This window comes from Acinetobacter sp. LT1 (assembly GCF_059800965.1).
The window spans coordinates 252,077-266,358 of the sequence record NZ_JBBAXE010000001.1; the positions used below are offsets into that span (position 1 = coordinate 252,077).

Here is a 14,282-nt window from a genome sequence, read left to right on the forward strand (position 1 = left end):
TTTGATACATTGAGTCTTTAGGAAAGATCATGCAAGAGGAACCAAGTCCGTCGTGGGGAATGCGAGGCTTACGAAAATGGTTAGGTACAGCGCCAGAAACCCGTGATGAATTATTAAAATTAGTCCAAAATTCACGCCGCTTTTTAGAACCAGATACTGTTGCTATGCTTGAAGGCGTTCTTGACCTTCCAGCTACAAAAATTCGTGAAGTCATGACGCCACGAACAGCAATGATCAGTTTACAAGAAGATGATCAATTACTAGATATTCTTGATGTACTGGTTGAGTCTGCTCACTCACGCTTTCCAGTCTTCTCTGCCGATCAGCCAGACAATGTTGTCGGGATTTTGCTCGCAAAAGATTTGTTGCCGTTTCTAACTGAACCGAATACCAAAGTCGATATTCGAGTTCTTATGCGCCAACCGTTATTTGTTCCTGAAAGTGCACGTTCCGATCAAGTACTACGCATGTTAAAACATACTCAGACTCACATTGCGATTGTGATTGATGAATATGGTTCAACAGCAGGTCTTGTTACGCTCGAAGATATTCTTGAAGAGATCGTTGGCGAAATTGAAGATGAGCACGACACGGTCGATGAAGATGCTCAGTACATTGTTCCTGACAATGACCATACGGTAGCAAATGCGTGGATGGTGCAAGCACTTACACCAATCGAACATTTCAATACTGTTTTAGATGCTGATTTTTCTGACGATGAAGTAGAAACTGTCGGCGGTTTATTGCTTCAAGAGATTGGTCTAGTAAGTGATTTACAAGGTCAAACTGTTGAGCTTGGAAATTGGTTATTTACAATTGTTGAAGCAGATGCCCGCACTATTCATCTGATTCGAGCTGTACGTCAATGAGAGCATACTTTGAAAAGCTGTTAGATTCTTCGCAACAACAAAAACAGCTTCCTTTAATTTTTCCTTTACTCATTGCTTTATTTTCAGGTGCCGTGTTCAGTTTTTCACTGGCACCTTATTATTGGTGGTGGTTGGCAATTTTATCCCCAGCCCTGCTCTATGCAACATTACATAAGCGCTCAGCTAAACAAGCCTTTGCTATTGGTTGGAGCTATGGCTTTGGCTTATGGTTTGTAGGCGCTTTCTGGCTCTATACTTCCATCCATGTATATGGCGATACCAATGCATTTCTAAGCGTATGTATGATCGCTGTTATGGCCCTTGTCATGGGTTTATTTACAGCATTTCAGACATGGGTTTACCGACGATTCTTCCCTGAAACACCACTTACTTTTGCCCCGCTCTGGATTGTTTTCGAATGGGCAAAAACTTGGGTATTTACAGGTTTCCCATGGTTGTTTGTAGGTTACGCTTTTACTGAACGCTTACTCGATGGTTATGCACCGCTATTTGGTATTTATGCAATTTCCTTCGTCGTCATTGTATTAGCATGTGCCTTAGTCGAAGTTCTTCGTAAACGTATTTTTTGGGTTATCCCTTCTGCCCTATTGGTTTTGGGTGCATGGGGAGCATCGTATATACAGTTTGTAAAACCTAAAGCTGCTAAACCACTTAGCGTTTCACTCATTCAAGGTAACATTCCACAAGATTTAAAATGGCTAACCGAATATCAAGTTAGAACATTAGAAATTTATGCTGGCTTGACGCAATCTGAATGGGGCCGTGATCTGATTGTATGGCCTGAGTCTTCAATTCCGCTCTTCCAAACCGACATTGAACCGTTTTTGGATGCAATGGATGCACAAGCGAAAAAGAACCATACTGCATGGGTAACCGGAATTCCCTACTGGGATGTTGCAAAATCACATCAAGTTGGTAGCCCGCTGTATTACAACAGTATTATGGCTTCTGGCAGTGATTCAAGTGGACTCTATAAAAAGCAGCGTCTTGTTCCATTTGGTGAATACATCCCTCTTTCAGGTTTACTCTCTTGGGTATTACCAGCCATGCAAAATGATATTAGCATGAGCGGTTTTACACGTGGTGAGAGTGACCAAAAACCACTTTTAATTAAAGGGCATGCACTTGCTGCTGCAATTTGTTATGAAGTGGCTTACCCGAACCTGACAAGGCGTAATGCAGAAGACAGCGACTTTTTGGTGACTGTATCGAATGATGCTTGGTTTACGGGCACTGCTGGGCCTTGGCAACATTTACAAATGGTGCAGATGCGCGCGAAAGAAAATGGCCGCTGGTTTATTCGTGCAACCAACACAGGTGTAACAGCATTTATTGATCAAAATGGTCATATCACTGAACAAGCACCAATCGATAAAGAGTTTGTCTTGAGAGGTGATCTACCTGCCATGCAAGGCCAAACTCTTTATAACCGTTTAGGTGATTATCCAATTTTAGGATTCGCGGTCTTACTGCTGATTTTAGGTTGGGTTTATCGTCCACGTAAAGTTGACGTTTCTTTTAAATCTCGTCGCTAATTTACAATAACTTTGTACCCAGAGGCACTTCAAACTCTGGGATACAAAGTGCAACATCGCCATCTGCATTATGAAACCCTGTCACCAAACATTCTGACTGAATAGGCCCTATTTGTTTTTTAGGGAAATTCACTACAGCAACGACTAATTTACCCAACAAATCTTGTGGCTGATAAAGCTTAGTAATCTGCGCACTTGATTTACGCACACCCAATTCTTCACCAAAATCTATATGTAAAATATAGGCAGGTTTACGCGCTTTTTCAAAAACCTCAGCTTGAATAATTTTACCAACGCGAAGCTCTACTTTTAAAAAATCATTCCAATCGATTTGTTCCATTTCATATTTCTCATTTTCTTAAATTGCTGATTTGAAGCATATAATATGTACAAATGAAGAAACATCCTGTTTTTAAGTCCAGTTAAAAAATAAAACGTAGATGTTTAATCTACGTTTTATTTAAAAATTTAGTTTTAAAATTTTATTAAAAAGCGATCGATAATTGCAAAGATAAATATGCAACTAAACTCGATAAAAAGACCATGGGTACATAACGGTAAGCTTTAAAAAGGAATTGCTCATATTGAGTAGAGATTTGTTTAGCTTGCCAGACGCTCGCTTTTAATGCAGTAAAGAAGCTCACCATTAACCATGCACTCACAATACTTAATGCGAAGAAACCAATCATGATTTGGCTACTTCCCTCTGTACTCAGCCATAACTTTAATGACACTTCAGCAATCGGCAATAAACCCAAAATCAATAGGACAGACTTGAGCATTACCCAATGAAACTGAGTCAGTTCATCTAATATGAGAAATGCTTTCATTTAATCTCTCCTTTTAATTGAATAAAGTACTTTTTAGTTATTATGCAAAGCTTTCATTTAAATATATAGCTTATTTTTCTCTACATTTTAACTTTCTTGTAACTATTAAATATGGGAATAATTCTTATTATAAATCTCAAATATTAATATTAACTTTAATTCATATTTTTCAGTTAGTTATTATATTTTTATGATTGAGAGAGATTATCAATTCGTATTATCATTTTATCTGTTTAACTGAATTGATAATCTCCATTACATTTTAATTAAGGTTGGTAATAAATATCTGCATCATTACCTTCACCGCCTTCTTTGCCATCCGCTCCAAATGAGTACAAGTCAAAAGCTCGACCATCTGCCCCAGGAATGACATATTGAATATCATTTTTCCAGCTGTCTTTAGGATAACCACCTTTTACATAGCCACCTGGCATCCAGTTTTTCGCTGTAGCTGGCTGGTTAACCAAAGCATCTAGCCCACCTTCTTGCATGGTTGGGAAATGGCCATTATCTAGCTTGTACTGATCTAAAGCACCCGCTACACCCTTTAATGCAATTTGAGTTGTATCAATTTTGGCTTTTTCACTACGTCCCATGACATTTGGTACGATTAAAGCTGCTAACACACCTAAAATTACAATTACGACCATGACTTCAATGAGGGTAAAGCCTGAGGCACGTTTCATTCGAGCACCGCTCGAACGTGCCGCAAGTCCGAAAGCTACGCTTGAGTTTTTTTGAGCATCCTTAACGTGCTCTTTTTGTTTCATGACCATCTTCATCATTATCTCTAATATCAAAGTTATTAAATCATATTGTTCATATTTACGATTGGCAGCATAACCGCGATTACAATAACCAGTACAATGCTTGCCATTAAAACCAGCATAAGCGGTTCAAGTAATGCCAGTAAGGTTGAAATAAATGTCGTCACCTCACGGTCTTGCATGGTCGATGCTCGTTCTAACATCCTGTCAAGCTCGCCTGATGCCTCTCCACTTCGAATCATTTGTACCATCATTGGGGGGAAATAACCACTGCGCTCCAGTTGCGTACCTAGGTTACCACCTTCGGTAACACGCTCAGCCGCTTGAGCAATTGAATCTCGGATGACCCAATTGTTAGTCACTGCTGCACCAATTTTTAAGGCATCAACCAAAGGGACACCTGAACGGGTCAAAATAGATAAGGTACTAGCAAAGCGTGCAGCATTAATACCACGTGATAGTTTACCGAATAATGGCAATTTGAGTGTTAATCGATCAAAAGCATAATGTCCAGCCGTGGTTTTTAAAAACCGTACGAATGCAATAACACCCACCACTGCAAAAAGAATAATAAACACCCAAGCGTGACGAATAAAATCACTGGCTTTCATTAAAGCGACTGTAATCCACGGTAAAGCATCTTTATTTTGATCAAAAGTTTTTACAATCTCTGGCACAACATAAGTCATTAAGCCCATCACAATACCAAAAGACATCAGCATTAAAATGATTGGATAAATCATGGCGCCCTGAACTTTCTTTTGCATGGCAAAGCGGTTTTCGGTGTAATCCGAAAGCTGATCTAAAATGAGATCTAAATGTCCCGAGCGTTCACCAGCGGCGACCGTTGCAATATAAAGGTCAGGAAACCGTCCAGATTGCTGCATACCTTGTGCGAGTGAATGGCCTTCTAAGACTCGAGAACGCACAGATAGTAAAAGATTTTGCACATGTGTTTTTTCACTTTGCCTACTCACGGCGCGCAAAGCTTCTTCAAGTGGAATAGCAGCAGCAACCAAGACCGAAAGTTGTCTGGTCATGAGCGCCAAATCGTAAGCACTGAACTTTTTTTGGAATAATCCCTGACTCTGATGTTTATCTTTTTGTTCAACAGGGTCAACGCTAATTGGTGTCCATGCTTTATCGCGTAATTGTTGGCGAATCTGGCGCGCTGAGTCTCCCTCAAGCACTCCTTTTTGCTGCTTCCCTGAAGCATCAATGGCAGTAAATTGATATGCAGGCATGGTAATGTTCTAATTTTCCAAAAATAATAGTCGCTGCTGTTGCATCTATGCTACGCAATCATTCATATTCGTTCTATAGCCTGTGTAGAATACCCAAGTCCTCTTCACGACGCTATGCCGTTTTTTAAAATTGACGAAATGAGCCTCTATGACCATAACGCCAAAGCCTGATTCAGTTGTTTATCGTGTGCGTGTAGCCGTACCTGTGCATCTGTACGATACTTTTGACTATACACTCACCCAAGCACAATATGAACGGGCCCGCGTAGGCTCACGCGTCGCTATTTCATTTGGGCGCCAAAACCTGATTGGCATCATTACTGAAAAAGTTGACCCAAGTGAATCATTTACAGGCACCTTTCAGCTTAAAGCCATTTCTGACCTTTTAGATGATGAGCCTATTTTAGATGAACAAGTTTTAAGTTTATTGACATGGTCGGCTCAGTATTACCAATTTCCAATTGGCGAGGTCATGCAAACCGCCCTACCCGCATTATTGCGTCAGGGCAAACCAATGGATGTTTTATTCCATCTTTGGAAAATCACACCATGTGATAATGTTGAAGCACTTCTTAAACGCTCTGTTAAGCAACAAGACGCGTATCAAATTTTAAAGTTACACCCTGCTGGAACTACAGAGAACATTCTTAATTTAAGTGGTGTAGAAACGGCTACGCTTAAAGCACTTCAAAAGAAAGGACTGGTTGACTGTACGCTTGAACCACACGACTTTAGCCCATCGCCTGTTGAATTGGCACAAATGCCGCTCACGCTAAATGAAGACCAAAAGAAAGCAACCCAGCACGTCGTAAACGCACAGCATCAATACCAAGCCTTTTTATTAGATGGTTTAACAGGAAGTGGTAAAACTGAAGTTTATCTGCACATCATGCACGAAGTGCTAAAGCAAGGTAAGCAAGTACTGGTGTTAGTCCCTGAAATTGGTCTAACCCCTCAAACGATTTCTCGTTTTAAATCACGTTTTAACTGTGATATTGCTCTATTACACTCGGGCTTAAATGACTCTAAACGCTTGCAGGCATGGCAACAGGCCCAGACTGGCAAAGCATCTATTATTTTAGGAACGCGCTCTGCCATCTATACGCCACTGCCACGTTTGGGCCTCATCATCTTAGATGAAGAACATGATCTGTCTTATAAGCAACAAGAAGGCTTCCGCTACCATGCGCGTGATGTCGCTCTTTATCGAGGTCACTTACAAAGCTGCCCTGTTATTTTAGGTTCAGCAACACCGAGCATCGATAGTTATTATTTGGTCGAAACTGGCAAATTAACCGCACTGCAACTCAACAAACGTGCTGGACATGCACTTTTGCCTAAAATGCATTTGATTGACCTTAAAATTGTCAAAAAACAGCATGGAATTAGCCAGCCCCTTATTGAACAAATCAAACATACATTAGCTAGAAAAGAACAGGTTTTAATCTTTTTAAACCGTCGTGGCTATGCACCTGTACTGGTTTGTGAAAGCTGTGGGTGGCAAGCAAATTGTCCACATTGTGATGCGCATTTTACATTGCACACTCAGCCTTATTCTTATTTACACTGCCACCACTGCGGTACTGTTCATCGCTTGCCCGATCACTGCCCTGAATGCCAGCAAAAAAGCCTAAAAACCTTAGGTGCTGGAACGGCCAAGGTTGAAGAGCACTTACAAGAACTATTTCCAGACTATGATGTGATTCGGGTTGACCGTGACAGTACCAGTCGTGTCGGTAGCTGGCAAAAAATTTATGACCGTATTCATCAAAACAAACCAACAATTTTGCTTGGCACTCAAATGCTGGCAAAAGGTCATCATTTCCCACACGTGACTTTGGTTGCCATTTTAGATATTGATGCGGGGTTACTTAGTGTCGACATCCGCGCGCCAGAACGTACTGCGCAGTTAATTGTACAAGTCGCTGGTCGTGCAGGTCGTGGTGAACACAAAGGCCATGTTTATTTACAAACATTAAGACCTGACCATCCATTACTCACCACACTCATCGAAAAAGATTATCGGGCAGTTGCTAAACAGACGCTTGCGGAACGTAAAGTCGCATTGCTGCCGCCTTATCGTTATGCCGTACTGATACGTGCAGAGTCCAAAGATCGTGACTATACCTTACATTTTTTAAATGAAGCGGCGGAACAATTACGCCAAATTGCAGGTGACATTGTTGATATTTGGGGACCAATTCCAGCCCCTATGGAGCGTAAAGCGGGACGCTACCGCGCCCACATGGTGATTTTATCTGCCGACCGTGCTCGCCTCCATTTTTACTTAAGACAATGGTGGTCACAATTGGTTCATGCACCGCGTCAGCATCAACTCAGGCTGTCAATTGATGTTGATCCGCAAGAATTTAATTAGATGGCTTGAATATCATGGTGTGAAGAAGCCTTTTTGGCTTTACACTTAAAAGAGACTAATACATTCGAGGCAATGAATGTCATTCTTACTGCAAGCAACAATTTTTCTTGGAGCTTCTCTGATTTTAGTCCCTCTTGGCAAGCGCCTAGGGATAGCAACAGTTTTAGGTTATTTATTTACAGGAATACTTCTGGGTCCTAGTGTTTTAAATATTGCACATGACCCTGAAGCAATTATGGAACTTGCCGAATTCGGTGTCATTTTATTGATGTTCTTAATCGGCTTAGAGTTACGCCCCCAACGTTTGTGGGAAATGCGTGACTCTATTTTTGTAATGGGAAGTCTACAAGTCCTCATTAGTGGGGCTATTCTTATGCTGATCGTACTATTACTGTTTCAACAGCAGCTTTCTGTCAGCTTTGTCATTGGTTTTGCCCTTGCACTGTCTTCTACAGCTTTTGTATTACAGCTTCTGACCGAAAAGCAGCAACTCAATACGACTTATGGTCAGCAGTCTTTTTCCATTTTACTTTTCCAAGATATAGCGGCTATTCCGTTGCTTGCCATCATTCCACTCTTGGCAGGAACAGAATCAACCCATCACGGCGTCGCTTATTTTGCAGCTATTATTGCAACCTTTACTGGCCTGTTTCTGTTTAGCCGTTATGTAATGCGTCCCTTCTTCCGCTTTGTTGCTAAAAGTGGAGCGACTGAACTTATTACAGCAGTAGGATTATTTATTATTCTTGCTGTTGTCTTACTTATGGATACTTTAGGAATTAGCACCACATTAGGTGCTTTCCTCACAGGCGTATTATTAGCAGATTCAGAATTTCGCCACGAAGTTGAAGCGAGTATTGCACCGTTTAAAGGCCTACTGCTTGGCTTATTCTTTATGACCGTGGGTATGACCACACAGCTATCACTACTGATTGATATGCCTTTGCTTATTATTGGTGGCGCAGTCGGCTTATTGCTCATTAAAACACTGATATTAACTGCAATTGCCCGCTATAAAAAATACAGCTGGAACAATAGTTTGCTTTTAGGTACGTGCTTGGCACAAGGTGGAGAATTTGCTTTTGTAATTTTGAGCCTTGCAAAAAGTGAGAAGATTTTAACTCAAGCTCTATTAGAGCCAGTGACGCTGATCGTAACGTTGTCGATGGTACTTACTCCAGTAATTTACTGGATTATGGCAACTCAGATCATTCCTCTGTTTAATAAAGAACGTCCACCTGAGTATGACGAAATTCCTCAGCAGGATAATCCGATTATCATTGCTGGTTTTGGCCGATTTGGACAAATCATTGCCCGTATTGCACGCCTACAACATTTAGGCTTTACTGCAATCGATAACAATCTTCATCAAGTGGACTTTGTTCGTCGATATGGAGGTAAGCTCTACTATGGCGATGTGACCCAGCCCGATTTACTGCGCTCTGCCGGTATTGAAAAAGCTAAAGTCTTTATTTTAGCGATTGATGATGTTGAAGACTCCATGAATGTTGCACGTCATCTTAGATTAAATTATCCAAACTTAAAGCTGTTGGCTCGTGCTCGTGACCGCCACCATGTCCATCTTTTAAGAGATTTAGGTGTTGAATATATTTGGCGTGAGACGTATTTATCTTCATTAGGAATGGCTTATCGCGCTTTGCGAGAACTTGGGATCTCTGATGAACAAGCCTATAACAATATCGAAATCTTTCGGGATTATGATGAGAAATTGCTCATACAGCAGCAAAGTATTTATACTGATGAACAGAAGATTTTTGAAACACATCGTAATGCCTTAGCCGAGCTTGAACATTTGTTTGAAAGTGATGCGCAGCAACAGGCTACATCAAAACATGATGTTAATTTAAAGCGTCATTTACAACCAAATCGCATCGACATTACAAGAGATCATCTAGAATAACTTGAGATTTCAGAAAATGGCTATATTAAGGACTTATTCACATTGCCTAAATAATTGGACAATGGGCACAAAGCTGCCCCTGTCCGGCTTGCGGCTTAGCTGCATTTCCTGAGCTTGATTAAAACGAAATAGTTATACTCTGCTTAGGGCCCTGGAGAATATTATGTCTGATTTACGCCAACGCTTTTATATAGAGAACTTTCCAGTACGTGGAGAAGTAGTTCATCTAGAAGAAGCCCTACAAACTATCTTAGCTCAACGTGACTATATGCCTGCGGTTAAAATTCTGCTAGGTGAAATGTTGAGTGCGACTGCATTACTTGCAAGTACACTAAAAATCAAAGGCCGTATCAGCTTGCAAATCCAGGCTAGCGGCACCTTCAAATGGGCGATGGCTGAATGTAACCATTTAGGAGAGGTTCGTGCTTTAGCGGACTATGAAACCGACCCTCGCTTTGTTGAAGCATCGGACAGCAGCACAGTTCTTGGCGCTTTAGTTAATCCAGTTTTATTTATTAATATTGAACCGGAATTTGGCGAACGTTATCAAGGGATCGTGCCGCTTGATCAAGTGACTTTAGCGGGTTGCTTAATGCAGTATTACGATTTATCTGCACAAATTCCAACTCGTATTGTGTTGGCAAGTACAGATAAACGTTCTGGTGGTTTACTGATTCAACTCTTACCACGTCATGATGAAGAAGAGCAAAACTTGGTCGATGAAGATTTATGGCCACGTTTGACGATGTTGACTGAAACATTAAAAGCTGAAGAGCTTACCAATTTAGATGCAAATGAAATCTTATATCGTTTATATAACGAAGAAGAAGTTCGTTTACCAGAAATTGAAGCATTAAAATTTGGCTGTACATGTTCAAAAGAACGCTGTGCAAATGCCCTGATTCAAATTGGTGTAGACGCTGTTCATGAAACCCTAGAACATCAGAACCCGATTCGTATGGACTGTCAGTTCTGTAATACGCAATATACCTTTACCGCTGAAGAAGCTTTAGCGTTATTTGGCGAACATTTAAGTTAATATTTTAACTTTATAAAAAGGCGGTTATACCGCCTTTTTATTTACCTGTATTTTTTGATGATAATTTTCAATATGTTAATTGAAATAGGATAATATAAGGCTACTTTATAGCCTAATAAATAAGATGCCTAAATACCATGAATTATTTTGATTATTTTCTCTTTATTTTTAGTGTAGTTATCATGATTGCGACCCCTGGCCCTGTCATGATTTTAGTTGCAAGCGCTGGACTTAAAGGGGGTTATAAAAAAGCACTAGAAACCATTTTTGGTACAAACCTAGCATCCCTTGTTTTAATTTTTATTTCAGTACTGGTTTTAAAAGGAGTACTGAGTGTTAATGATAGTTACCTCAATATCATTCGTATTTTAGGCTGCCTATATATTGGTTATTTGGGTTTTAGTATTCTCAAAGAAGTGATTCAGGCACCACACCCAGAAGCGATACAAACAGTTTCAGCACAAAATGGTGGCTTTAAAAAAGGCTTTCTTGTCGGTATTTCAAACCCAAAAGATATTATCTTTTTCTCGGCTTTCTTTCCGCAATTTGTCTCTATTACCCCTCAGTTAAATTTAAGTTTAACCTTACTTACTCTGACATGGATTGTTTTAGACTTCCTCACACTATCTTTGGTTTATATCTTTTTCCGCCGCCTTTCTAACAGTCATTTATATCCAAAAATATTAGGCCTCTGCGGTTTATTACTTCTACTTATTGCTCTGTACGGCTTATATCAGAGTTTCATCTAATTCATTAGAGGTATAGTCTAATTTTTCTATACCTCTTTATTTCGTAATAGAACAACTCTTATACAATCTAGCTTATTTAAAACTCTAAAAATCGTTTCATAATGAAATAAACAACACCATCGTGATAAAACATTATGGCAAAAAATTATTATGAAGAATTAGGGGTTACACGCAAAGCCTCTGCTGATGAAATTAAAAAAGCTTATCGAAAATTAGCCCGTAAATATCATCCCGACATCAGCAAAGAAAAAGATGCAGAAGAAAAAATGCAGGCCATTAATGTTGCCTATGACACATTAAGCAACGCAGATAAAAAAGCCGAATATGACCAAATGTTAGATCATCCTCAAGGTTTTAATAACTTTGGTCAAGGTGCTGCGCAAGGGGGCTTTGATGGAGCACAGTTTTATCGTCAAGGTTTTACAGGCGGTGAACAAGCAGACTTTAGCGGTTTTGAAGATTTATTTGGTCGCTTTGGTGCAGGCTTTGGCGGTGGCCAACAACAATATCAAAGACAACAACGTAGTTATCGCGGTGAAGATCAACATGCCAGCATAGAGGTTGATCTTGATATTGCCTATCATGGTTCAACCCAGCAAATTACTCTGCAAATTCCAACCATGAATGCTTATGGTGAGCCTGAAGTTCAACGCAAAACTTTGCAGGTAAAAATACCAAAAGGTATGAAAGAAGGTCAGCAGATCCGCTTAAGTGGACAAGGCCAAAGTGGGATTAATGGTGGTGCGAACGGCGATCTTTATATTGAAATCCAGTATAAAGATACAGACCGTGTTCATGTCGAAGGCAGTGACGTATATCTGACTGTAGATGTAGCTCCATGGGAAGCAGCATTAGGCCAAGGTATTGAAGTAAAAACACCAGCAGGGCCTTTAAATGTTAATTTACCTAAAAATGCAAAACCAGGACAACAGCTACGTTTAAAAGACAAAGGGATACCAAATAAAACGCCAGGGCATCTGTATTTAATTTTAAATATTGTATTCCCCCCTGCAAATTCTGAAAAAGAAAAAGAAGCGTATCAGCAATTGGCAGAAGCCTTTGCTTCATTCGAACCTCGTTCATCTCATTAGGGAGCAAGATCATGACAACCATTCACTATCGAGAAATTGTATATGACGGCCATACCTTTAGTGCAGAGGTCGTTGATGAACAATCTACATTTGATTTACAACAATTTGCCCAAGCTTGCGGCCAAAGTCCTGACTGGATTCTTCAGCTCATTGAATATGATATTTTATCAGTCGAGAACACACCTGAAGCACACCAGTTTATGGGCGAAGATGTCGCACGTGCACGTAAAGCGTATCGTCTACAACGTGACTTTGACGCAAGTTTGGCGGCAGTTGCTGTGATGTTAGATTTGATTGATGAAGTGCAACAACTTAGAAAACAGTTGAAGCATTTTCATTAGATTAGATAGTCACGACGGAGTCCTACTGGCACTCCCTATCTATTTCATCAGTTAATTACGTTACTTTTGTTTTGGCAAAAGTAACCAAAACCATTGTCATCCACAAAACCTGTTCACTACTTTCATTTAAAATATTACTTTGCAAAAACAATAATTTTTAAATTATGGGCAGGTTGTGGATGACGCTTAGCTCAAGCAAATTTGGAAAAAATTCAATAAAAATTGAAGAATTATTTCAACCGAGTAATCTTTTCCACTTCCTTCAAAGTCTGCTTAATCGGTTCATATTCCAAAAACCAGAACAAATTCATCCGATCCTGACGATGTTGTTGAGCCAATAAATCAATCACACTTTTTTCACCGCGCCCTACCAAATGTTGTCGATAGAAGTAATAAAGCAAGAAAATCGTACTTAGCAGCATGACACCCAGCATAATCCAGAAACCTACTGGTGACTTAAGCCCTGGAATAAACTCAAAGTTCATTCCATAAATACCCGTTAAAAGAGTAAGCGGTGCAAATACGGCAGTAATAATGGCAAGAATACGCATATTCTCATTGGTCTGGTTTGCAATTGCTGAGAAGTGCAAATCAATCGCTGACTGAATAGCGCTACGTAAACGTAAAGTATGTTTTTGAATACGTTCGACATGACTCATTAAATCATTCAAACGAACTAACAGAAGATCTTGAGAATTATGTGTCTTCTCACCAATAACATGATGATAGTTTTCTACAATTTCATCTCGAAACTCTTGTAAGGTTTCGATTTGCTCTTCGCATAAATTTTCAACCTGCTGAAAGGCCATGTTTTCATGAAACAGCTGATGCCATTGTTTAAAACGGCGATTACCTTGCAGCAATTGCTGTTGCCAATGCTCGACCCTTCTAGTCAAAGGTGAACGGATATCAAGGTAGCCATCCACCATACTATTAAGCAGTCGTAAACATAAATCTACAGGTGAATTAGGCAGCTTACGGGTTTTGTTTTGTTCTTCCAAAGTTTTACATAAAATATTTTCGAGACGTTGAATATAGTTTTCAATCGACTTATTGCCCTGCTCACGAACACTAATCAGAACTTTAGGAGTAAAAATAAAGCTAATCGGCGTGGTTGCTAGGCCAAATACACTCTCATGGGATTCCCCATTTTTAATTTCATCATCAGGTGTAACGAGCTTTCTAAAAATAAGCAGGTCATATTCTTCAAGCGTATCAAATGCACAAGGGTGCTCAATATTCGCAATATCTCGCATATGAAATTCATTAATAACCACACCTGAAAGCTGCTGAATCTTTTGTTGCCATTCTTCGTTATGGTTCACCACATCAGCTCTGACACTATCAATCCAGAAAAACTCCAGAATGTGTTCATTATGCTGTTCACGGCTTAAAAAGACATAACCGTCAGCTTGATGGCGATAAAAGTAATAAACCTGCATACCACAATGATCTGTTTTTGTATTACTTGCATCATGCCATAAAAAAGTCCGCATCA

13 protein-coding genes are annotated in these 14,282 nt (G+C 39.9%); 8 read left to right on the forward strand and 5 right to left on the reverse strand.

What is annotated here, in order from left to right:
- Positions 1-29 precede the first annotated feature (29 nt).
- The gene (locus WBW42_RS01195) at positions 30-869 is read left to right on the forward strand and encodes a CorC family transporter (protein WP_002114976.1); all 840 of its coding nucleotides are present in this window, start codon (positions 30-32) and stop codon (positions 867-869) included.
- A complete protein-coding gene (lnt, locus tag WBW42_RS01200) occupies positions 866-2,425 on the forward strand; it encodes an apolipoprotein N-acyltransferase (RefSeq protein ID WP_014208253.1) in 1,560 nt (519 codons plus the stop codon). Before WBW42_RS01195 ends, lnt begins: the two co-directional genes overlap by 4 nt.
- A gap of 1 nt (position 2,426) precedes the next feature.
- On the opposite strand, the gene WBW42_RS01205 is transcribed toward lnt, so the two are convergent.
- The 4 genes from WBW42_RS01205 to gspF form a co-directional block, all read right to left on the reverse strand.
- The gene (locus WBW42_RS01205; RefSeq protein WP_032056276.1) at positions 2,427-2,765 is read right to left on the reverse strand and encodes a tRNA-binding protein; all 339 of its coding nucleotides are present in this window, start codon (positions 2,763-2,765) and stop codon (positions 2,427-2,429) included.
- A gap of 145 nt (positions 2,766-2,910) precedes the next feature.
- Entirely contained in the window at positions 2,911-3,255 is a 345-nt protein-coding gene (locus WBW42_RS01210) for a hypothetical protein (protein WP_005804170.1), read from the reverse strand.
- A gap of 266 nt (positions 3,256-3,521) precedes the next feature.
- Positions 3,522-4,037 carry a type II secretion system major pseudopilin GspG gene (gene gspG, locus WBW42_RS01215; protein WP_017402575.1) on the reverse strand — a complete coding sequence of 172 codons (516 nt, stop codon included), beginning with the start codon at positions 4,035-4,037 and terminating at the stop codon, positions 3,522-3,524.
- Positions 4,038-4,060: 23 nt separating this feature from the next.
- Positions 4,061-5,266, reverse strand: a complete 1,206-nt coding sequence (gspF, locus tag WBW42_RS01220) for a type II secretion system inner membrane protein GspF (RefSeq protein WP_032056277.1) — start codon at positions 5,264-5,266, stop codon at positions 4,061-4,063.
- A gap of 148 nt (positions 5,267-5,414) precedes the next feature.
- Between gspF and WBW42_RS01225 the strand changes: the two genes are divergently transcribed.
- The 6 genes from WBW42_RS01225 (at position 5,415) to WBW42_RS01250 (ending at position 12,784) form a co-directional block, all read left to right on the forward strand.
- Positions 5,415-7,643 carry a primosomal protein N' gene (locus WBW42_RS01225; protein WP_032056278.1) on the forward strand — a complete coding sequence of 743 codons (2,229 nt, stop codon included), beginning with the start codon at positions 5,415-5,417 and terminating at the stop codon, positions 7,641-7,643.
- A 76-nt stretch (positions 7,644-7,719) separates the two neighbouring features.
- The gene (locus WBW42_RS01230; protein WP_032070412.1) at positions 7,720-9,564 is read left to right on the forward strand and encodes a monovalent cation:proton antiporter-2 (CPA2) family protein; all 1,845 of its coding nucleotides are present in this window, start codon (positions 7,720-7,722) and stop codon (positions 9,562-9,564) included.
- Between the two features lie 163 nt (positions 9,565-9,727).
- Positions 9,728-10,603, forward strand: a complete 876-nt coding sequence (hslO, locus tag WBW42_RS01235; protein ID WP_032056280.1) for an Hsp33 family molecular chaperone HslO — start codon at positions 9,728-9,730, stop codon at positions 10,601-10,603.
- A gap of 137 nt (positions 10,604-10,740) precedes the next feature.
- On the forward strand, positions 10,741-11,352 hold the full coding sequence (locus WBW42_RS01240) for a LysE family translocator (RefSeq protein ID WP_002115157.1): 612 nt from the start codon (positions 10,741-10,743) through the stop codon (positions 11,350-11,352).
- A 134-nt stretch (positions 11,353-11,486) separates the two neighbouring features.
- Positions 11,487-12,443, forward strand: a complete 957-nt coding sequence (locus WBW42_RS01245; RefSeq protein ID WP_014208249.1) for a DnaJ C-terminal domain-containing protein — start codon at positions 11,487-11,489, stop codon at positions 12,441-12,443.
- An 11-nt stretch (positions 12,444-12,454) separates the two neighbouring features.
- A complete protein-coding gene (locus tag WBW42_RS01250) occupies positions 12,455-12,784 on the forward strand; it encodes a chaperone modulator CbpM (RefSeq protein WP_002114963.1) in 330 nt (109 codons plus the stop codon).
- Between the two features lie 230 nt (positions 12,785-13,014).
- On the opposite strand, the gene WBW42_RS01255 is transcribed toward WBW42_RS01250, so the two are convergent.
- Positions 13,015-14,226, reverse strand: coding sequence for a magnesium transporter CorA family protein (locus tag WBW42_RS01255; protein WP_002114783.1), 1,212 nt, complete (start codon positions 14,224-14,226; stop codon positions 13,015-13,017).
- Positions 14,227-14,282 lie beyond the last annotated feature (56 nt).